This window comes from Candidatus Magnetobacterium casense (assembly GCF_000714715.1).
Taxonomy (GTDB): domain Bacteria; phylum Nitrospirota; class Thermodesulfovibrionia; order Thermodesulfovibrionales; family Magnetobacteriaceae; genus Magnetobacterium; species Magnetobacterium casense.
Window position 1 is genome coordinate 44,883 of sequence record NZ_JMFO01000019.1, and the last position, 20,283, is coordinate 65,165.

General features: G+C 49.1%; 18 protein-coding genes. 14 read left to right on the forward strand and 4 right to left on the reverse strand.

The window, feature by feature from the left end:
• The first annotated feature begins 18 nt into the window (after positions 1 to 18).
• From Mcas_RS10685 to Mcas_RS10740, 13 genes are all read left to right on the forward strand, one after another.
• Positions 19 to 396 carry a NusG domain II-containing protein gene (locus Mcas_RS10685; RefSeq protein ID WP_052567184.1) on the forward strand — a complete coding sequence of 126 codons (378 nt, stop codon included), beginning with the start codon at positions 19 to 21 and terminating at the stop codon, positions 394 to 396.
• The gene (locus tag Mcas_RS10690; RefSeq protein WP_052567186.1) at positions 380 to 895 is read left to right on the forward strand and encodes a Gx transporter family protein; all 516 of its coding nucleotides are present in this window, start codon (positions 380 to 382) and stop codon (positions 893 to 895) included. Before Mcas_RS10685 ends, Mcas_RS10690 begins: the two co-directional genes overlap by 17 nt.
• Before the next feature lie 57 nt (positions 896 to 952).
• On the forward strand, positions 953 to 1,129 hold the full coding sequence (locus Mcas_RS19255) for a DNA gyrase inhibitor YacG (RefSeq protein WP_081853790.1): 177 nt from the start codon (positions 953 to 955) through the stop codon (positions 1,127 to 1,129).
• Positions 1,130 to 1,158: 29 nt separating this feature from the next.
• Positions 1,159 to 1,962, forward strand: a complete 804-nt coding sequence (dapB, locus tag Mcas_RS10695) for a 4-hydroxy-tetrahydrodipicolinate reductase (RefSeq protein WP_040335529.1) — start codon at positions 1,159 to 1,161, stop codon at positions 1,960 to 1,962.
• Positions 1,963 to 2,034: 72 nt separating this feature from the next.
• Positions 2,035 to 3,210 (forward strand): serine/threonine protein kinase, encoded by a 1,176-nt coding sequence (locus Mcas_RS10700; protein ID WP_040335530.1) that lies wholly within the window; start codon positions 2,035 to 2,037, stop codon positions 3,208 to 3,210.
• Positions 3,207 to 3,941, forward strand: a complete 735-nt coding sequence (locus Mcas_RS10705; protein ID WP_040335531.1) for an SH3 domain-containing protein — start codon at positions 3,207 to 3,209, stop codon at positions 3,939 to 3,941. Before Mcas_RS10700 ends, Mcas_RS10705 begins: the two co-directional genes overlap by 4 nt.
• Positions 3,942 to 4,333: 392 nt before the next feature.
• The gene (locus tag Mcas_RS10710) at positions 4,334 to 5,626 is read left to right on the forward strand and encodes an ammonium transporter (protein ID WP_040335532.1); all 1,293 of its coding nucleotides are present in this window, start codon (positions 4,334 to 4,336) and stop codon (positions 5,624 to 5,626) included.
• A 215-nt stretch (positions 5,627 to 5,841) separates the two neighbouring features.
• Positions 5,842 to 7,428: a DNA methyltransferase gene (locus Mcas_RS10715; RefSeq protein ID WP_040335533.1), complete on the forward strand. Its 1,587-nt coding sequence runs from the start codon at positions 5,842 to 5,844 to the stop codon at positions 7,426 to 7,428.
• Entirely contained in the window at positions 7,428 to 8,204 is a 777-nt protein-coding gene (locus tag Mcas_RS10720; RefSeq protein ID WP_040335534.1) for a TdeIII family type II restriction endonuclease, read from the forward strand. Before Mcas_RS10715 ends, Mcas_RS10720 begins: the two co-directional genes overlap by 1 nt.
• A gap of 168 nt (positions 8,205 to 8,372) precedes the next feature.
• Positions 8,373 to 8,882, forward strand: a complete 510-nt coding sequence (locus Mcas_RS10725) for an HDIG domain-containing metalloprotein (RefSeq protein ID WP_052567189.1) — start codon at positions 8,373 to 8,375, stop codon at positions 8,880 to 8,882.
• Complete coding sequence (locus tag Mcas_RS10730; RefSeq protein ID WP_156033316.1) at positions 8,867 to 10,561, forward strand: ABC transporter ATP-binding protein; 1,695 nt, start codon at positions 8,867 to 8,869, stop codon at positions 10,559 to 10,561. The genes Mcas_RS10725 and Mcas_RS10730 overlap by 16 nt, the downstream gene beginning before the upstream one ends.
• Positions 10,562 to 10,882: 321 nt before the next feature.
• A complete protein-coding gene (locus tag Mcas_RS16805) occupies positions 10,883 to 11,269 on the forward strand; it encodes a cyclic nucleotide-binding domain-containing protein (protein ID WP_052567193.1) in 387 nt (128 codons plus the stop codon).
• A gap of 137 nt (positions 11,270 to 11,406) precedes the next feature.
• A complete protein-coding gene (locus tag Mcas_RS10740; protein ID WP_040335535.1) occupies positions 11,407 to 13,692 on the forward strand; it encodes a HEAT repeat domain-containing protein in 2,286 nt (761 codons plus the stop codon).
• A 34-nt stretch (positions 13,693 to 13,726) separates the two neighbouring features.
• Here Mcas_RS10740 and Mcas_RS10745 read toward each other — a convergent pair whose 3' ends face one another.
• From Mcas_RS10745 to Mcas_RS16815, 4 genes are all read right to left on the reverse strand, one after another.
• Positions 13,727 to 14,131 carry a response regulator transcription factor gene (locus Mcas_RS10745; protein ID WP_040335536.1) on the reverse strand — a complete coding sequence of 135 codons (405 nt, stop codon included), beginning with the start codon at positions 14,129 to 14,131 and terminating at the stop codon, positions 13,727 to 13,729.
• Entirely contained in the window at positions 14,128 to 15,957 is a 1,830-nt protein-coding gene (locus Mcas_RS16810; protein ID WP_320408699.1) for a PAS domain S-box protein, read from the reverse strand. The genes Mcas_RS10745 and Mcas_RS16810 overlap by 4 nt, the downstream gene beginning before the upstream one ends.
• Positions 15,958 to 16,260: 303 nt before the next feature.
• Positions 16,261 to 17,598, reverse strand: a complete 1,338-nt coding sequence (locus Mcas_RS10755; RefSeq protein WP_040335537.1) for a sensor histidine kinase — start codon at positions 17,596 to 17,598, stop codon at positions 16,261 to 16,263.
• On the reverse strand, positions 17,580 to 19,610 hold the full coding sequence (locus Mcas_RS16815) for an ATP-binding protein (protein ID WP_052567197.1): 2,031 nt from the start codon (positions 19,608 to 19,610) through the stop codon (positions 17,580 to 17,582). The genes Mcas_RS10755 and Mcas_RS16815 overlap by 19 nt, the downstream gene beginning before the upstream one ends.
• Positions 19,611 to 19,932: 322 nt before the next feature.
• On the opposite strand from Mcas_RS16815, the gene Mcas_RS10765 reads away from it, so the two are divergent.
• On the forward strand, positions 19,933 to 20,283 hold a 351-nt coding region (locus Mcas_RS10765; RefSeq protein ID WP_040335538.1), incomplete at its 3' end, for a transposase.

Genomic DNA, 20,283 nt, shown 5'->3' on the forward strand with positions numbered 1-20,283 from the left:
CGGCAGTGAAGACCGGATTTGAACCTGCGACTACTCATTAAGCACGCCACGACAGCCGACCTTGTCTTGCTGTGCATCCTGCTGTCGATAACTGCCGCTGCAACCGTTTTTGTCTCTGCCGTGATGCCCAGGGGGGCTGAGGTTACCATCGAGGTCAACAACAAGGTTGTCTACAGGTTATCCCTGGACACGGACAGGGAGTTGCACATCGGGGCTGTGACGGTGGAGATAAAGGCTTCCAGGGTGCGAGTTAAAGACGCAGATTGTCCCAACAAGCTCTGCGTGCGGCAGGGGTGGATAGACAGAGGTACCATCATATGTCTGCCCAACAGGGTGGTGATATCCGTCCATGAGCGCATGCACAGAAAGCAGGAGATCGATGCAACAACGGGATAAGTACAGGATAGCCCTGCTTGCCGCCTATGCCCTGGCGCTGCATGGATTTGAACGCCTGATACCAACACCGTTGCCCTGGTTGAGGTTTGGGCTTGCCAACATCATAACCCTTGTTGCAATGCTCATGTACGGATTCAGGGTGGCCTTGATGGTAACGATCATCAGGGTCACGGTGGGTTCGTTTGTGATTGGGACGTTTCTGGGACCGGCCTTTGTCCTGAGTCTTTCCGGGGGGGTGTTAAGTGTGTTGTCCATGGGGATGGTGTACAGGGCTGCGCCAGGGACATTTAGTCCGCTTGGATTGAGCCTGATAGGGGCCTTCTTCCATAATGCAGGGCAGATTGTTATTGCGTATGCACTGTTTATCCCCAACATGCACTCCATGCTGGTTATTGCACCGTTGATCCTGTTTTTGGGTACAATAACCGGATGCGTAAACGGCTTGTTTTGCATCTTTGTCCTGGAACACCTGAAAACAAAGTCTGTTCTGCACGGCTAGGTTACCTGCTCATCAGGACTACCAAAAAAAACCCCGAAAGAAGTACAATACTATGATATGGATGTAAAGTGCCCTATTTGTGGCAAACAAGAAAAGTGGGAAGGTAACCCTCATCGACCGTTTTGTTCAAAGCGATGCAGGCTCTTAGACCTGGCCTCGTGGGTTGATGGGTCATACAGGATACCAGGAAAGCCCGTAAACAACAGCGAAGAGGATAGCGATTCAGAGGACTAAATCCTTTATCAATAAAAAACGGAGGAATTATGCTTAAGGTAGTGGTGGTTGGAGCTGCGGGTAAGATGGGCCAGAGGATCGGTGTGTTGGCCCTGCAGCATCAGCAGGTAGAGTTGGTTGGAGCCCTTGAGATGGGTGGACACGGTGCCGTGGGGAGGAATTTTGGCGAGGTGTCCGGGGTGTCCGGGGCGGCAGTTGTAATATCGGACAACGTTGGGGATAGTATATCGCTGGCCGGGGTGGTAATCGATTTCACATCTCCGGAGGCGACATTGGAGCATGTAAGGGCGTGTGTTGCGGCAAAGAAGCCCATAGTCATCGGCACCACGGGGTTGACCGATGACCAGGTGCGGCAGATACGGGAGCTAAGTGTCAGTATCCCCATTGTCCTGTCGCCCAACATGTCGGTGGGAGTGAATCTGCTATTGAAGGTGTTAGCTGATGTAGCACCGATACTGGCCGATGACTACGATATAGAGATAGTTGAGGCACACCATCGTCTCAAAAAGGATGCCCCCAGTGGTACCGCCCTGAAGATGGCCGGTGTTATCGCGCAGGCCATTGACAGGAACCTTGCCGAGGTGGCAGTGTATGCCCGGCAGGGGATGATTGGTGAGCGAACGAGAGACAAGATCGGCATACAGACCGTCAGGGCAGGAGACATAGTGGGCGAACACACCGTGCTCTTTGGCACCATCGGGGAACGGATAGAGTTCACGCACAAGGCCTCCAGTCGCGACACCTTTGCCGCCGGAGCGCTCAGGGCTGCCCTGTGGCTTCAGGACAAACCAGCGGGATTGTACGACATGCAGGACGTCCTCGGTTTGAAATAACGAAGGGACTTTTGTGGCGTCTGCATGTTTAAAATCAAGCCTGCGTAATAAGGGTAAAGGACTTTTTATGATGTGAAGATCAGGGACTATGAGTTACACGATAACCCAATAGGCGCCGGTGGTATGGGGTACGTCTATAAGGCGCATCATATCAACCTGGGGGTATATCGTGCCGTTAAGGAACTCAGGACGGATACCTCTGCCCCTGTTGAGATGGTCAGGAGATTTCTCCAGGAGGCACGGATACAGGTGCAGTTAAAACACCCAAACATTGTGGAGGTCTTTGACTGTTTTGAGGAGGCCGGCAGGTTCTATATCGTCATGGAGTTTATTGACGGCATAACCCTAAAGGCCCTGATAGGGAGTCATCACAAGATTAAGGCACATAGTGATATTTCCCCCGGCTTTGAGGGGGTTGCATTAGATATGGACACCTGTAGCGATATAATCTCACAGGCCCTGGATGCCCTGCACTATGCACACTGCCACAACACCGTACATCGTGACATAAAGCCGGCAAATATCTTGCTGACAATGGGAGCCGATAACAGCCTGCACGTAAAGCTGGCAGACTTTGGCATAGCGAAGTTCTTTCACCCCGACGAGGAGAAACTGACCAAGACGGGGATTGCCCTTGGCACGGTCCACTACATGGCACCTGAGCAGATATCCCCGGAGGACTTTGGCCCCTTTGACCACAGGGCGGATATCTATGCCATGGGGGTCATGGTGTTTGAGCTTTTAACCGGCACCTATCCATTCGGAGACCGTGGCACCAGTGAAATAAAGGTGTTGACCAACAAGATAGGTGATGTCATGCCAAACATGCTTAAATACCGTGATGCCATCCCCGATGGTTACTACGATTGCATAAGCAAGGCAATGAAGTGTAATCCATCTGAGAGGTTTCAGGATGCACGACAATTTAAGGAGGCTTTCCTGTCCCTGAGGCACAACATAGCTGCATCTGAGGCCACCGTGGAGCACACAGAGACGCAACCCATAAGTAACAATGTCTCCGCCCCTGAGCAAACAAGCAGGATGGATGTAGTTTCGCCTGATAAATCAACACTGTCGCTAAGGCAAGGGAATAAAAAGCGCAATGTAATATCAGCAGTTGTGCTTATTTGTATTGTTGTAGTCCTGCTGTGTATGATCGTATATACGCAAATCGCTAAAAACACACCAAAAGCCAAAACATCTTCATATGTAACCCCGGCAGGAGAGGAGATTATTAAGAGAAAATGACAACAAAACGTTTTGTCGTATTAATCTTTATGCTTGTATTCATTTCATGCTCAACCAAGGGTAGACCACCAGGAGGAGTGCCATCCGGGGCAGTGTCATCACACAAGCAACAGCTTGCTACCCCCGGAGAGTGCGTAAACAACGGCGGTTTTTGGATACGTGCAAAGGGAGCAGGTGAGGGTAGCCCGTGCCGGTCTGAGCCGGGTAGCATCTCCGTGGGGGTTCTGAACACAGCATCGGGGTTACGCAAGTTGCCTCAAAATAATGCCGGTGTGGTTGCGGTGTTGCAGAAAGGGGAAGAGGTGTTTGTACTGGAATCAGCCAAGGACAACTGGACTAAGGTCAAAACCGTCTGTGCGGTAGAGGGCTGGGTTTTGAACAAGTATTTGGCCGTTACAAGGGTTAAGCCTCCACATGCCATCCAGGGGGTTGATATCAAGGCCGGCAATAGCGTCAGGAGGGGGCAGAAACTCAATATCGAAGTTGATTTTGTCACCACTGAACCCAAAGAGGGTGCTCAGTTGTTTTTCTGTCTGCATCCGCTAAACGAAGAACCTTCCGAACACATGAAAGGCAACGCCGAGTTTACCGACAAGGGGCAATGGACCTACGCCAAGTCTTTCAACATAAATCAAAATGCCCCGTTGGGAGACTGGGTAGCCCACATAGCCATTTACTACAAAACCGGTTGGCTCGATGCCGCCGAAGTGAGGTTTAAGGTCATGCAATAGACAAGGCAGCAGAGCCATGTATACCTGCCTGTAATTGAAAAATTTATACATCCCCCTTGAAATTGTTTATTGACAGTAAATGATAGTTTGTGCTTTAATTATCTTTAATTTTATATAGTAAATGAATGAGGGAGACATAGCTGATGAACATTTTTTTGAGTAATATATCAATCAAAAAAAAATCACGATATACTGAAGTGACACATGTTTTTTCAGGCATGATAATTGAATGTGAAATAATGGGGTCAAGGGGACTGGTCCCCTTGGCGGGGGGTTCTGAAGGGGGGCGGAGCCGCCCCTTTCTTTCTTGTATGCAAGCAATTTTGATACCCGAAAAAACTCGAATCCGATCAGTATATAACTTAAAATTACGGATAGTATAAGGAGATAGTATGACAGTTTTTTTTGTCGTGTTACTGTTTATGATATATTCGACGCCTGTTTTTGCAGCGGATATACCACAAGTGGACAAGGGGGATACGGCCTGGATGCTGGTATCGGCGGCAATGGTGATGCTGATGACGCCTGGATTGGCCATGTTCTATGGTGGGATGGTGAGGAGGAAGAATGTCCTTGCCACGTTTATGCACAGCTTTATTGCCATTGCCGTGGTCAGCGTGCAGTGGTTTCTGGTAGGGTATAGCCTGTCCTTTGGGCCGGACATCCACGGGTTGATCGGCGGACTGGACTGGATCGGACTGAGCGGTGTTGGAGTCGAGCCAAATGCCGACTATGCCCCAACGGTACCACACCTGGCCTTTATGATCTACCAGGGCATGTTTGCCGTCATTACGCCGGCACTGATCAGCGGTGCATTTGCCGAGCGGATGAAGTTTTCATCGTTTTTGGTCTTCACCCTCACATGGACGACGCTGGTCTATAATCCGGTTGCCCACTGGGTGTGGGGTAAGGGCGGGTGGCTGGCCGGTCTTGGGGTCCTTGACTTTGCCGGGGGAATTGTTGTACATGTTACATCGGGATTCTCCGCCCTTGCGGCAGCCCTGGTGATAGGTAAGAGAAAGGGCTTTCCGCATGAGTCCATGCCTCCCCACAACCTGCCACTAACCGTTATCGGGACGGGCATTCTGTGGTTTGGATGGTTTGGTTTTAACGGGGGAAGTGCCTTATCCAGCGGGCAACTCAGCGTAATGGCCTTTGTCACCTCACACACGGCGGCAGTGGCGGCGATGGTCGTATGGCTGGCCATTGAGTGGATTCATCGCGGGCAGCCCACGATGTTTGGCTCCGCAACGGCATCTATTGCAGGGTTGGCAACGGTGACTCCGGCGGCAGGTTTTGTATCGCCCATGTCTGCCTTTGCCATCGGGATGTTGGCCGGGGCGGTATGTTACTTCTCTCTGAACATAAAATCACGCATAGGATACGACGACTCCCTTGACGCCTTTGGTGTTCACGGCGTGGGTGGGACTATCGGCTCAATAAGTGTGGGTGTCTTTGCCTCACTGGCAATCAATGACCACGGTGCCAATGGCCTGATCTACGGACAACACCGTCTGTTGCTTGTCCAGCTTGGTGCCGTTGCCATCGTTGCGCTGTACTCATTTGTGTTGACATTTGTCATCTTCAAGGCAATAAACGCCACCATGGGACTGAGGGTTCAGCACGATCAGGAGATCGAAGGCCTCGACGTTACTCAGCACGGTGAAAGCGGATACTACATGTGAAGACAAGAAGGGAGGCGGCTCCGCCCCCTCCTCAGACCCACCCCGCAAGGGGAGGGGTGAGGCACGATTTTATCGCAGCGGATCGCACCCGCCCCGGCCACGAAGAAGTCCCCCTTTTATGGGGGGGCGCTGACCCCTTCTTATGCGATTGCCCTGCCTTAATCCTTGACATCCGGCAACAGGCTATGTCAAAGTAGACAGATAAGATTTTGACGATGACAGACACCGACGATCTTCTCAACATAAAAGAGGCCAGCGAATGGGCAACGGCACACCTGGGTAAGGCTGTAACCACCTCAAACATCTCTTACCTGATCCAGTATGGACTGCTCAGGAAGCTCGGAGAAAACGGGACGACTAAGGTATCCAGGCAGGAGTTGGCAGACTACTACAGGTCGTACAACGGCGGCAGAGAGCTTTCCTGGAATGACCAACTCGGTGGAGACCTCAACTGGGCATTATCCTTTGACAAGTACAAGGAGGCCGAAACAACCAAACACGTTCACCGCCTGCATCCCTACAAGGGTAAGTTTATCCCGCAGCTTGTGGAGTACTTCCTGGACAGTCACACGGACAGCTTTAAGAGAGAGGCGGCATTCCAAAGAGGCGACATCGTGCTTGACCCCTTCTGCGGCAGCGGGACGACATTGGTACAGGCCTGCGAACTTGGTCTGCACGCAATTGGCATAGACGTCTCTGCCTTCAACGCACTGATTGCCAACTGCAAGCTCATCAGATACGACATAGAAGGTGTCAGGGGCGAAATTGACAGGATAACCACGGCGTTTAAGGGCTTCCTCTCCAACTCGCACACACTTGAGTTTGATGAAAAGCTGACGCAGGTGCTCTGTGAGTTTAACAACAGGTATTTCCCTGTCCCGGATTACAAGTATCGGGTAAAGCGTGGGGATATCAACGAGGCGCTGTATGGGGCAGAGAGAGAGAAGAAGTTTCTGCCGATTTTTCAGAGCCTAGCAGCGGATTACAACATAAAGCTCAGACAAGACCATGCAGAAACATTCCTCGACAAGTGGTACTTGCAGCACGTCAGAGACGAAATAAAGTTTGTCTCTGCTAAGATCAGGGAGATAAGAGACCCCGCTGTAAAGAACATTATAAGCGTCATTATGAGCAGGACTATGCGTTCCTGCAGATCTACGACCCATGCAGACCTTGCAACCTTAGTTGAACCGATAGCGGCAACCTATTACTGTGCCAAACACGGCAAGATATGTAAACCGCTCTTTTCAATCCTCAAGTGGTGGCAGACATACACCAAAGACACCATTAACCGCCTGTTGCAATTTGACAGACTGAGGACAAACACCTTCCAAGTTTGCCTGACGGGTGACAGCAGGACAATGGATATCCTTGGAGAATTAAGAAGGCAAGCCCCTTCTTTTTCGGAATTGGCAAGCAGGCAAAAGCTCAGGGGGATTTTCTCCAGCCCCCCCTACGTTGGACTGATCGATTATCATCAACAACATGCCTACGCCTATGAGCTGTTTGGCTTTGAGAGGAAAGACGACCTCGAGATCGGCCCCCTCTTCAAGGGGCAAGGCAGGCAGGCAAAGCAGGATTATATAAAGGGCATAATTGATGTGTTACTCAACTGCAAGAGGTTTCTGACAGAAGGCTATGACATCTTTCTCGTGGCAAACGATAAATACAACATGTATCCCACAATTGCTGATGGTGCCGGAATGGAAATCGTAAACAGATACAAACGTCCGGTATTAAACCGCACCGAAAAAGATAGGGGTGCGTACTCAGAGACAATCTTCCACTTGAAAAAGAAGTGATGGTTTTATCTAACGAACAACAAGTAAGCGTTGAAAATGTTTTGCGCAGTAGCTTAAGAAGCAAGTTTAAAAGCTACAACCCTGAGCCTGCAAAAATGCCATTTCATACAAGATTGCTTGGCAAGGACAGAATGGCTCTATTTTCTTTCATACATTCCCTGAACACAAACTTTGGTACAAGTATTTTTGAACCTGTGGCATTAGCACTTGCATCATCAAGATTTAAATGTGTTGAAAAACACCAGAAAGCCGCAACATATATTTCATCGGAGGCTCAAATAGTCATCCAAGATATTATGAATGGCTTATCGGCGGCTAAACGATCTCCTAACAAGTCAGAGGAAATCAGTGCAATAAGGGCAGTTTGCCAACATGGAGAGATGAAAACCGTAAAAACAACTAACATTGATATTAAGCTTATTGATCCAACCGATAGAATCTACCTGTTTGACCTTAAGACAGCAAAACCTAATGCTGGAGCTTTTAAAGAATTTAAACGAACGCTTTTAGAATGGATTGCTGTTACACTGGCAACTGACCCAAATGCAAGTGTTCAATCTATAATCGCAATTCCCTACAACCCTTATGAACCAGAACCGTACAATCGCTGGACAATGAGAGGTATGTTAGACCTTAAAGACGAGTTGAAGGTTGCAGAGGAATTTTGGGATTTTCTTGGAGGTACAGGTACATATCAGGATTTGCTCGATATCTTTGAACGGATAGGAATTGAGCTAAGAGCAGAAATTGACGAATATTTTGAAAGGTACAAATAATTTAATTTGAGTATTAGCATTGGACATTACGGGGTCAATGGGGCAGCGATCCCCGGCATAAAAGGGGTTAGTGACCCCTTGCGGGGGAGGTCTGAGGAGGGGGCAGAGGGGGTGGGGCACCCCTGCCACGAACCGCACTCCTTCTTTCTTTTCCCTTCTTCATAGCGTATGGATAACATAGACGACATAGAGATTGCGCTGCTGAGTGCGGCTGGATGTGCCCGAAACGTGATTGAGCACTGCTTGGCGGTCAAGGGGCTTGCCACAACGATCGCCCGAGGGATTGACGGGATAGACTCAGGGCTTGTCAGACGTGGTGCACTGCTTCACGACATCGGCAGGAGCAAGACCCACACCATCACTCATGCCGTTGAGGGCGTGAGGATCGCCACGAGTATGGGCATAGAGCAACCCGTCATAGACATCATCGAACGACACATCGGCAGCGGAATCTCACAACAGGAGGCACGGGAGCTTGGCCTGCCCGTCAAGGACTACTTCCCCATAACCCGCGAGGAAAAGCTCATCTCCTGCGCCGATTCTCTGATAAGCGGCACACGCATCATGAGCTTTGAGGAGACCATCGCACACATCAGGCGGATACTTGGAGCCGACCACCCCGCAGTGGAACGCTTCAGAACGCTGCATCAAGAGATACGGTCGTGGATAAGACCGTAATCCGGCGCCTGATATCCCTCACACGACCCTACTGGTCAACGGTGATCCTGGCGCTCTTGTGCGGCCTGCTGGCATCTGCCGTGATGGCTGCCATCGCCTGGCTGGTCAAACCGGCCATGGACATCATCTTCATGGATAAGAAGTACCAGTACCTGAAACTGCTTCCATTTGCCGTCATCCTGCTGTTTGCGACAAAGGGGTTTTTGCACTTCTGCCAACAGTACCTAATCCAGTCTGCCGGTCTGTCGCTCATCAGGGACACGCAGAGCAGGCTGCACAACCATATAATCTACATGCCCGTTGAGTATTTTGATAAGGAAACATCCGGGATGCTGATATCGAGGGTCCTCAATGACGTCACGCTTATCAACAAGGTCATCTCCGAGGTCATCAGGGCAACGGTTGTCGAAATACCGAAGATTTTCATTCTCCTGGGGATCGCCTTTTACCGGAAGTGGGACCTGACGCTGTTAAGCCTGCTCCTGGTGCCAGGGCTCGGCATCAGCGCAAAGAAACTCGGCAAAAAGGTAAAACAAAAAGTTGCAGCGGCACAGAAAAACATGTCCCTTCTGACCCACAAACTATCGGAATCCATAACCGGCGTGAGGGTCATCAAGGTATTTAACCGCGAGGTCTACCGAAATGAACGCTTTATCGGGGCTGCCATGGACGTCTACAAGGACAACATCAAGGCCATAAAGTACAAGGAACTCAACAAACTGGTTGTGGACTTCATGACCGGTCTGGCCATTGGCTCGGTGTTGTTCTATGGCGGGATGCAGGTGGTGTCGGGCAAGATCACGCCCGGAGACTTTGCCTCCATCCTGACGGCCATATACCTTGTCTTTAGTCCCGCCAAGCTGATTGGCGAGGCGTACACCACTCTTCAGGGGATCAGGGCGGCCCTTGAGCGGATTGATCACGTGCTGGAGACTCCCGTGGAAGACACGGGCAAGGTTGAGATCACTCAGTTTAACGATTGCATCAGCCTTGAGTCGGTGACGTTTCGCTACAATCCCGATGACCCGCCCGTGTTAAGCGACATAAACCTTACGATCAAAAAGGGCGAGGTATTGGCCATCATTGGCCCCAGTGGCACCGGCAAGAGTACGTTGGTCAACCTGCTGCCACGGTTCTACATCCCCAGTGCAGGCAGCATAAAGCTCGATGGCATTGACATCAGGGAGCTTGACATCCAATCCCTCAGAGGGCTGATAGCCACGGTCAGTCAGGACATCGTCCTGTTTAACGACACAATAAGGGAAAACATCGCCTTTGGCAATGCCCGGTGCAACTTTGAGCAGATACAGTGGGCGGCGGAGATGGCCTATGCAACAGAGTTTATCGAGCGTCTGCCCGAGGGCTTTGACACCATTGTTGGCGAACGGGGTCTGTCGCTCTCCGGGGGGCAGAGGCAGCGGATTGCCATAGCCAGGGCGCTGCTTAAAAACCCCCCAATCCTGATCCTCGATGAGGCTACATCATCGCTCGACAACGCCTCAGAAGCACTCGTACAAAAGGCACTGGAGGGGCTTATGAAAGACAGAACAACCATTATCATCGCTCACAGACTTTCAACCATCAGCAACGCCGACAGGATCATCGCCATAGAAAATGCCACTGTACGCACGGTGACAAGTCCCTCAGACCCGTTTTTACAGCAAGTACACAATTTGTAACCCGATCTTCCCCCTCCCTCAGCCCAATCGCATTTGACCGTAAGAGAAAAGAAAGGGGCGGCTCCGCTTCTTTTTCGCTCCAGGGGGTGAGGCACCCCTGCCATAAAAGTCGCACCTGGCCCCTTCAGAACCCCCCGCAAGGGGAGGGGTGAGCCACCCCGGGCACAAAGAAGTCCCCTTGACCCCATTATTTCACACTCAATTATCATGCCTGAAAAAAACTGTGTCACATTTCAGTATACCCGTTTTATTTTTACTCATTCATTATGCTATCATACTATGAAAGATATGTATATCATATTTATATTTAAGGATTAAGAGATGAGAAGGATTGTGGTTAAACAGAGCTATAAAGATGGCCAGGTTATACTGAAAGAGGGTTCGTTTGGTGAAGGTACGTATCTGATCCTTGAAGGTAAGGTGCGCATTATAAAAACCATCCAGGGTGAACTTGTCGAAATCGCCCATCTTGAAAAGGGTGACTACTTTGGCGAAATGAGCTTTCTGGACAGACAACCACGCTCGGCCTCAGCCGTGGCCGAAGGCAACGTCGTGCTGGGTATCATCGACAAAGACTTCCTGGAGGAAGAGATAAGCAAGACCTCCGAGGAGTTTCGCTTGCTCCTCTATACCCTGGTGGAACGTCTGAGGCAGACAACCTCTGCCCTGGTGAGTCTCAGGGCGGAGAACCATATTCTCAAGAAGTAACCTTTGTCACCCCCGGTACGGTATCATATGTCTCATTCAGGGCATGGTGAGCTTAGAGGGGGGATAGGGTGTGAGTTGCGTTTTGGCAAAGAACGGGTTGGTGATGGGTAGTAAATACAAGGTGTCATAGGGGTTGAATGTTATTTGAAGGTATAAAAATAAAGAAACTCCTCAACAGTCTGGAGGAAGCAAGTGGAGAGAGTGAAGAGAAACGGCTGTATACAGAGATAGCAGCCTATGGCCGTAAGGCCTTTCCACGTGTGATCGACGCCTTTAAAAACAATCATATGCGTATCCATAAGGTGAAGGGTCTGCTGGATGTCCTGTGTACAAAGGAGCTTATTGCCGACGTAATGCCCCTGTTGGGTGACCCTCAGGAGATTGTGCGGGTAGCCGCCAAGGACATCATAAACAGGAAGTGGAGGGCCGACTCCATCCCCTACCTGGTTGAATACCTGCGTGGGGCAAACCCCATCTTACGCAGCAGTGCGCTTGAGTTGCTGCTTGCGTTTAAAAACCCTGCCTGTGTACCAAAGCTCCTGTCGATGTATGCAGATGGCGATGTTGAGTTCAAGCGAAGCTGTCTGAGCATACTGGGAGAGATAGGCGGAGATGCCGCACTGAAACTGATCAGGGAGGCCGTCAAAGACAAGTCTTTAAACATTCGGATTACGGCAATGCGTATGCTGGGCGTGATGAAGGACACGGCAAGTCTTGATTTATTTATACATAAGCTCCTGGAGGAGGACGCATATACGAGGAAGGCCGCCCTGGAAGCCATTGGCATCATGGGAGACAAGAGGGCCGCACCCCACATCATAGAACTCCTCAAGGACGTCGATATCTTAATCAGACAGGCAGCAATGGATATCCTCATCCGCATCGGGGATGCCTCGATAGTGCCCAACCTGATCCAACTGATGAAGGAGCGTGATGTAAACGTCAGGCGCTGTGCCGTTGGCGTGCTCAATGGCATAAAGGACCCCAAGACCATCGATGTACTCATTGCTGCCATGAGGGACTCCGACTGGTGGGTCAAGCAGATTGCCACGGATGCGTTGTCGGAGATACGGGGCGAAAACATTGTCAAGTTCTTCATAGCGATGATAACCGATCAGGATGAGAATCTACGCAGGTGTTCGGTGGAGTTCTTCATCAAGGTACCGGACAAGCTGGCCTTGGAGGCGCTGATCTTTGCCCTGGACGATACTGACTGGTGGGTCAGGGAGAAGGCCATAATATCACTGGGGTTGATAAAGGACCCGCGTGCCGTTGCCCCGTTGTATGCAAAGATGGACGACGACTACGTAAACTGGCACATTCCACGAGCACTTGGCACTATTGGTACCCCCAACGTGGTACGCCCACTGGTAGCGATATTGGGACACCCGAAAAAACAAATCCGCCTGGAGGCCCTGAGGGCCTTTGGACAGATAAAAATGGTTGAGTCCCTGACAAATAACCCCGATGCCCTCAAAGACGCCACCGAAGAAGAGGTCAGGAAAGAGTCGCTGAAACTGCTTAAAAAATTCGTCATAAAAAGCCCCGATGAGGTAAGAATGGTCGTACCGCAAACGCTTGTCGCCATGGGTGGTGCCGACGTGAGGGAATTGCTCCTTATGCTGCTAAAGGACCCCAACAAACACGTGCGCATTGAGACGCTAAAGGCCTTTGGGGAGTTGAGGATGGTTGAGGCCGTATCTGCCATAAAAAAGTGCATAAACGACGCCAACGAAGACGAAGAGGTCGTCACGGAGGCAGCAAGGGTATTAAGAGAACTCACCGGCAAGGACCCGCATGACACAACAATAATCAAGAGCGTCCCTGACACGATCCCCGAAGAGGGCACTATCCGTTCCGAGGCCATATTGGTAATAGACCTGTGTAATTCCACGGGGATTGCCAACAAGTACGGCGACAGATTTGCACTTATACTGACGAGGATATTAACCGACGTGGTGCGTCCAATGGCCAAGAAGCAGAGGTTTCAGTTTTTAAAGAGCACCGGGGATGGCTTTCTGATAACCTTTCCAAAGGTGGAAAACGCCGTGCGCTTTGCCGTAGACGTCCTTAACGACATCGCAATACACAACAGGACCGCCGATGAAACACAGATAATTCAGCTGCGTTTTGCCATCAACTTCGGCGAAACAACGGTGGATGCTAAAGGTGACCGACTTGGCGTGGCCACAAACATGACCTTCCGCGTTGAAGGCGTCAAGCCCTCAGACATCATCTCCATAGCAGGCGGGATCAGCAAGGAACAGATGCCGTTGGTTGACCGCATCTTTATAACAGAAACGGCCGTTGAGGAGGCAAGCAAAATGGAAGGCATAAGCAGCAGACTGATAGGTCTCTTTGAACTCAAAGGGATTACCGGACTACACAGGGTCTATGAAATCAAGGAAGGAAAATGGAATTAAATATCTGACTGTCAGAGCCTTTTTGTCTGTTTGATTAACTAGCCCCCTCTTTATGTTTTGCCTTCGTCTCTACGCAATGTATTATACACTTAAGCAACATCTCTTCATCTATTGGCTTTATGACGTTTAAGCAGACCTTTTCGCTCATATGTTCCTCGTCTTTGTATGCGGTGGTGATTATGATTGGTTGGGAGTGATCTATCGCAAATATCCGTTCAATCATCTCTATTCCGTTCATTACCGGCATCTCTATGTCAGTTATTACAATATCGATTTCCTCCTGATATTTGATGTAGGCGTCTAAACCCTCCTTGCCATTGCATGCGTCATAGACAACTGCAACCCTTCGTCTTAAAAAACGCCCCAGCATCTTTCTTATAAACTCGTCGTCCTCTACGTAGAGAACCGTTAATGCCTTTAGTATCGCTTCGTTTGTCATATCTCTATCCTTAATTCGCAGCCCCCGTTAACATTTCTTGCAGTAATACTGCCTTTCATACTCTTTTCTATAATAACCCTGGCAAAGTATAAGCCGAGTCCTGTTCCCCTGGACTTATGTTTGGTGGTAAAATACGGATCAAAGATTTTACCGATAATGTCCTCACTCACTCCTCCTCCATTGTCACTGATAGTTATTACTGCCTTATCAGTGTTGGGTTCTTTATATGTCTTTATTTTAATCGTGCCGTCATTAATACACCTCTCTTCAAATACATCCTTTATGTTGTTTAATATATTCAGTATGACCTGGGCAAATTCATTAGGGAAAAGATTTACGGTTAATCCTTCAGCAAATTCCTTATAAATCTTCACCCCTTTGATCCTGAAATAGCCATCTATCAGTGATAGTGTGTTGTTGATTTCATCTTCAATCCTGCTTTTTGTTTTTTTAGGGTCTGTTATGTAATAGCTCTTGAAATTGTCTATGGTTTTTGACAGCCCCATCAGTTCGTCCGTAATGGACTTGATATTTTCCCTGATGTATGCCTCGTTCAACTCATTGTACAAGTACGCATCCAAAATATCCTGAGCCAGAAGGCCTACGACGGTCAGGGGTTGTCGCCATTGATGGCCAATGTTGACCAACAGCTCACCCATTGCTATATGCCTGGACTGTTCATACATTAACTGGTCTTTTTCTCTGTTTCTTTCGACTTCCTCTTTTACCCTTCTCTTGAGGTTGACAGTGAGTTCGTTTAATTCTTCCTCTAATGCCTTACGTTCAGAGATGTCTTCTATCAAGGCTACACAATATCTCACTGACTCATCCTCATTGCGTCTGCAATTCAACCACAGCTTTGTATATAATATGGTGTCGTCCTTTCGGATAAAGCGTTTTTCCATTTCGTAACCGTCCATTTTACCGTCAAGCACCTGATTAAATAACGCCACATCAGGTTCGATGTCCTCCGGATGGGTTATCTCAATCCAAGTCATCTTCATCAGTTCATCCTTTGGATATCCGAGCATCTGACATAGCCTGTTATTTACATCTATCCATCCTTTCTCAACAGAGGTTATGGCTATGGCAATTGTGCTGAAGTCAAATGCGGCATGTAACTGTTGCTCTTTCTCTGTTAAGTTGCCCTCCAGCTTCTTACGCTCATATATCTCGCCAATTAATTCTGCGGCTAATACCGCAAACCGCTTTACGGCCTCTATGATGTAGTCGGGTCTTGCCTTATAGCCCCGTGCAAGCTCTTTTAATTTTTCCCTGTCAACCTGATATTTTTCGGCCAACTCCCCGATAGCGCTATCCTCTGATGGCGGAGAACCATATCCAAAATTCAGAGAACCAATGACCTTACCAAATCCCTTTATTGGGACTGCATATATATTGATCCCCCCCTCGCATGGCCTTAAATCATAAGAGTCACCCGTCTCAATCGTAATCCGTGACGCACTCGTCCAGCATGATTGATGACATAGCCACTTACCGCAGGCAAGGGCCTCTGCATTGTCGGCAGTCATGCACAGATTTCTTGATGCCATATCCAGAAACTTACAATAGCTGGAGGTGAAAAGCGCTACGGCATAGCTACCATCGGCCTCATATATAGCCGCAGAGGTTTCAAGCAAATCAAGATAACTCCTGGCTATCCTCTCCAGCGTCTCTTTGCCTACCGTATCAAGAAGCTCTTTGTGTTCGTTTAATTCAGTCAGGTCTCCATAGGATGTATATCCTTCCGATTCACCTGTCTGTTTGTCTATGTTCTTTTCAGTGTACAGTGTATAAGCCTTTTTTCTGTTGCATATTAATTTTATTGTTGTACGCTTTTATATTGTAACATATTTTTTCTTGTAAATATTTATGTGATTATAGGAATATTGGTATCTTCTTTATATTTCATGGTAACTATACTTTTACGCATCCTGGATTCCTGGTCAAGCCAGGAATGACCCCTGTTCGAGCCAGGGGCAGGCACACTTGGAAAACGGCTGTAATTGTCATTCCTGCGAAAGCAGGAATCCATGCCTTTTAACCGTTAAATAAAAATTACCCTGCTTTTTAAAGAGGATACGAATATTGTGCATAATCAACCTTATGTCATGAGAGTTAAAAAGGGGTCAATGGGGCAGGCCCTTTTCTTGCTTTATGGGGAGTTCTATCAAGAATGTTGTTCCGTGTCCCCTGTGTGAGCTAACCGTAATTTCTCCGCCATGCTCCTGAACGATCTTCTTTGTAATGGGCAGGCCAAGTCCGTTGCCGTTGAGGTACTTGGTAGAATAAAACATGGTAAAGATATTTTCCATATCCGACTCCCTGATACCACAACCGTTGTCGCTGACCTCTATGGCAGCAAAACCAGTCTGCCGGCAGTGGGTTCGGATAACCACCCTGGCCCTGTCGTTGTCTGCATATTTCTTGTCCCTGCAGGCATCTGTTGCGTTAGAGACGAGGTTCATCAGGGCAGTATGGAGGGCCTTGTAGTCGAAGGAAAAGACCGGCAGGGTATCGTCCAGTTCGGCGATGACCTCTACCTCCGGTGGCATTGAGCCAGTCTGCAACGATTGGAAGGGCGTTGTGATCTCCCGTACCAGGTCATTGATGGAGCCTGGGTGCAGTTGCAGCTTACCGGTGCGTGAGACGTTGAGCAGGTCTGCCGTCAGGGTCTCCATGCGTGCGATGCCAAGCTCGGTAACGCCCCAGCCCTCTTTCAACAGCTCGATGTTGTTGTCAGTCAGGGCAACATTTATGATGTACTTACCCCCCTGGAGGGCATTAAGGATATTTTTAGTGCCGTGGATTATCTGGGCAATGGCAAGGCCAATGGCAGCCTGACGCTCTTTTTCAATCATCGCCTTTTCGGCCTTTATGCGTCTTTCCATCTCCACCTTAAGCGCAACGTTTGTCTCCTCTAATTGCCGGATGTCGCAATAGGAGCGCAGACATGTAATAATGGCCGTATAAAATCTCTGTATCGTCAGGTCACCCTTGTCCAGGAAGCCGTTGATGTCATAGTCCACGATCACGGATTTTTCGGGGGCTATGCCCGGTTGCCCCGTCCTGATCAATATCCGGACGTGCTTATTGCCCAACTCCTGCCGGATGTACCTGACAAGAGACAGGCCGGCCTGCTCGCTCTCCATCACCACATCAAGGATTATGACAGACACATCGGCGTTGTCCTTGATCACCTGCCTGGCCTCCTTTGCCGAAAAGGCTGATACAAAATGCAACTGCCTCTCCTGAAAGACAAAGTCAACCAACGTGGCCCTCGTTGCCCTGTGTACCTCCGGTTCGTCATCAACGATTATCACCTTCCAGGCGGAAGCGTCCGCATCGGCCTGTGCATCGACCTGTAATTGCGGGGGGGTGTCTTCCTCAAAAAAAAGGTAAGGTTCCGAGTCCTCCGGCATGGACTCCGGCATATCCCAGAGGCAATTTATTGGTTCACTGTGCATGGCAGCTCCCTGGGTATTGAGATCGTAAAGTTTGTTCCTGACTTTTCGGCGCTCTGGCAATGGATGTCCCCTTGCAGGGTTTGATGTACGATGTTATACACTATATGCAGGCCAAGTCCGGTGTTGCCTGCCTGACGATTTGTCGTGAAAAAGGGGTCAAATATCTTGCCCAGGATTGCCTCCGGTATCCCCTTGCCATTGTCGCTGACTGTTACGACGACGTTGCCTTGCTTGTGCACTGCCGAAATATCTATGATGCCGCCATCTTTTCTTTCAAAGGCGTGTGTGAGGCAATTCATGATCAGGTTTGTGATTACCTGTGCAAAGGCCCCCGGATAGCTGTCTATCTCTATCCCCGGGGCGCAGTTCATCGTGATGCGGTGTGAGGTCTTTTTTATCATAGGCTTGAGCCCCAGCATGATATCCTCTATGTAGCCTCTGAGGTCAAAGCGTCGGCGTTGCTGACTTGTCTGGTCGCCTGAGACCATTTTGAAGCTCTTGATCATGTCGGAGGAGCGCAGGAGGTTTTTCAGGATTATGTCGCTGTCCTCTCTGACGACCTCTATGTATCTCTGTAGTGCCCCCTTTGTCATCTTGTTGTCCTGAAACAGGGCTAAAATATCCTGCGTCTTTTCCTGCAGGTGCGAGGCGGATAAGACGGCATTACCAATGGGGGTGTTTATCTCATGGGCAACCCCGGAGACCAGTTGACCGAGGGCCGCCATCTTTTCGGCCTGCGCCTTCTTTCTCTCAACCATATCGTTAAAGACGACCACAGCCCCGGAGAGGGTTCCATGCTCATTAACAATCGGCGTTGCCACGTACTCTACAGGAAAGCTCGTGGCATCCTTTCTCCAGAAGACTTCGTCCTCGACGCGATAGACGTTGCCTTCCTTAAAAGCCTTGTATATCAGGCAGTCCTGATCGGCATGGCCTGTGTTGCCGGAGTTGGAGTTGTGCTTGATGCAGTGATATGGCTGACCCAACAGTTCCTGTAGTTGCCAGCCGAGCATCTTGGCTGCTGCGGGGTTTACAAAGGTTATCTGTCCGTTGGTATCGAGGCCATATATGCCCTCACCGGCTGAGTTGAGGATCAGCTCATTCTGACGCTTTACACGTTCCAGCTCCTCCTCGGCACCCCGGCGTGCTATGATGCCGGCAAGGGTGTTGGATACTGCCATCAGGAACTCCTCTTCCATGGGGCTTCTGACGTGACCCGCCTTGAGGTACAGGTTGAGCACGCCAAGGAGTTTGTTGGTAAATATGATCGGTACGCAGAAATGCCCATGCGGCATCATGCCATCAAACCTTATGTCGTGGCGGTCGTCAACGTTGTCGGCAAAGACGATCTCACCGGTGGCAGCCGACATGCCACAGAGACACTTGCCAAATGGGACATGCTTGCAGAGGCTTAACAATTGCTCGGAAAGTCCCCTCTGCACCCGCATCTCAAGGACGTCTTCACGCTGCCCCAAGAGAAAAATAGCCCCCTTGGACTCAAACTCCAACCACGGGATCGTTATAATCGTATCCAGCACCATGCCCATCTGCTCGGTCAGTGATATGGGCTCCAGCGAAATCCGAACTATTGCATTCAGGACGTTTTGTATATGATAGTGCAGCGTAAGTATCTTCTCTGCCTTGCTGTTGTACAGGGCTATCTTTATGGCCGCATACAGTTCGCTCTCTTGGAAGGGCTTTAATATATAGCCGAAGGGGTTTGTCTTCTCCACCCGTTCGATGATGTCCTTATCAAGGTAGGCCGTCAGATATATCACCGGGATGTTGAGGTCGGCCTTTATCTGTTGTGCCGTCTCCACGCCGTCGAGTTTGCCGCCGAGGTTGATATCCATCAGTATCAGGTCCGGTAACATCTCTCTGGCCTGTATAACGGCCTCCTCACCGGAATAGACCATCCCGGCTACATCATAACCCCAGCCCTGGAGTAATCTCTGCAATCCCGTTATCAGTATCGCATCGTCATCTACAAGTAATATGCGCTCTTTTTCCATATATGTAATCGTCTGCTTTATAATATCACGATTTTACATTTTACCACAACAACTATATAAAAGGATGAATTTTCACCCTGCGGCAATCCTGCTTTGATTGCGTAACAGCAAGCACTTACGCTATAATAAGAAGAATGCAGTTTGTAAATATAAGGAGCAATGTAGCGTTTAAGGATATATCTTGCAATGAAGCCAAGAAGGAGGTTATGGAAACAAAAGAAAAATTATAGAGCCTCTTGCAAAACTCCTAAACTAAACCTTTTTTAGTTCTCTTTGTGCTATAATATAACACCTAAATATAATAGATTAAAAGGAGAACATAATGTTATTAGAGAGTATATCATGGTTAGCAGGAAATATACAACGGGTACTGTTCCCAGAGTTGGAAGAAATACTTACCGATCCAATAACCAAGAAACAAAAGCAGTTAGTTACAATCCTGGAGATAGTTCAGATAGAAAGACATATGTGGTGGGTAGACAGTCAATGCATAGGTCGTAAACTCAAGGAGAGGTATGCAATTGGCAGAGCGTTTGTAGCCAAAGTTGTCTATAATTACCCTACGACAAGTCTTTTGATAGAATCTCTAAAAACGATGCCAAATCTGAGAAAGATATGTGGATTTGCTAAAATACAAGATATACCATCAGAATCAACATTCTCACGTGCTTTT

What these genes read in the sequence shown, in the direction of transcription:
- Mcas_RS10690 (WP_052567186.1), top strand. Translation starts at nt 380, where the DNA reads ATGCAACAACGGGATAAGTACAGGATAGCCCTGCTTGCCGCCTATGCC.
- Mcas_RS19255 (WP_081853790.1), top strand. Translation starts at nt 953, where the DNA reads ATGGATGTAAAGTGCCCTATTTGTGGCAAACAAGAAAAGTGGGAAGGT.
- dapB (WP_040335529.1), top strand. Translation starts at nt 1,159, where the DNA reads ATGCTTAAGGTAGTGGTGGTTGGAGCTGCGGGTAAGATGGGCCAGAGG.
- Mcas_RS10705 (WP_040335531.1), top strand. Translation starts at nt 3,207, where the DNA reads ATGACAACAAAACGTTTTGTCGTATTAATCTTTATGCTTGTATTCATT.
- Mcas_RS10710 (WP_040335532.1), top strand. Translation starts at nt 4,334, where the DNA reads ATGACAGTTTTTTTTGTCGTGTTACTGTTTATGATATATTCGACGCCT.
- Mcas_RS10715 (WP_040335533.1), top strand. Translation starts at nt 5,842, where the DNA reads ATGACAGACACCGACGATCTTCTCAACATAAAAGAGGCCAGCGAATGG.
- Mcas_RS10720 (WP_040335534.1), top strand. Translation starts at nt 7,428, where the DNA reads ATGGTTTTATCTAACGAACAACAAGTAAGCGTTGAAAATGTTTTGCGC.
- Mcas_RS10725 (WP_052567189.1), top strand. Translation starts at nt 8,373, where the DNA reads ATGGATAACATAGACGACATAGAGATTGCGCTGCTGAGTGCGGCTGGA.
- Mcas_RS16805 (WP_052567193.1), top strand. Translation starts at nt 10,883, where the DNA reads ATGAGAAGGATTGTGGTTAAACAGAGCTATAAAGATGGCCAGGTTATA.
- Mcas_RS10740 (WP_040335535.1), top strand. Translation starts at nt 11,407, where the DNA reads ATGTTATTTGAAGGTATAAAAATAAAGAAACTCCTCAACAGTCTGGAG.
- Mcas_RS10745 (WP_040335536.1), bottom strand. Translation starts at nt 14,131, where the DNA reads ATGACAAACGAAGCGATACTAAAGGCATTAACGGTTCTCTACGTAGAG.
- Mcas_RS10755 (WP_040335537.1), bottom strand. Translation starts at nt 17,598, where the DNA reads ATGCACAGTGAACCAATAAATTGCCTCTGGGATATGCCGGAGTCCATG.
- Mcas_RS16815 (WP_052567197.1), bottom strand. Translation starts at nt 19,610, where the DNA reads ATGGAAAAAGAGCGCATATTACTTGTAGATGACGATGCGATACTGATA.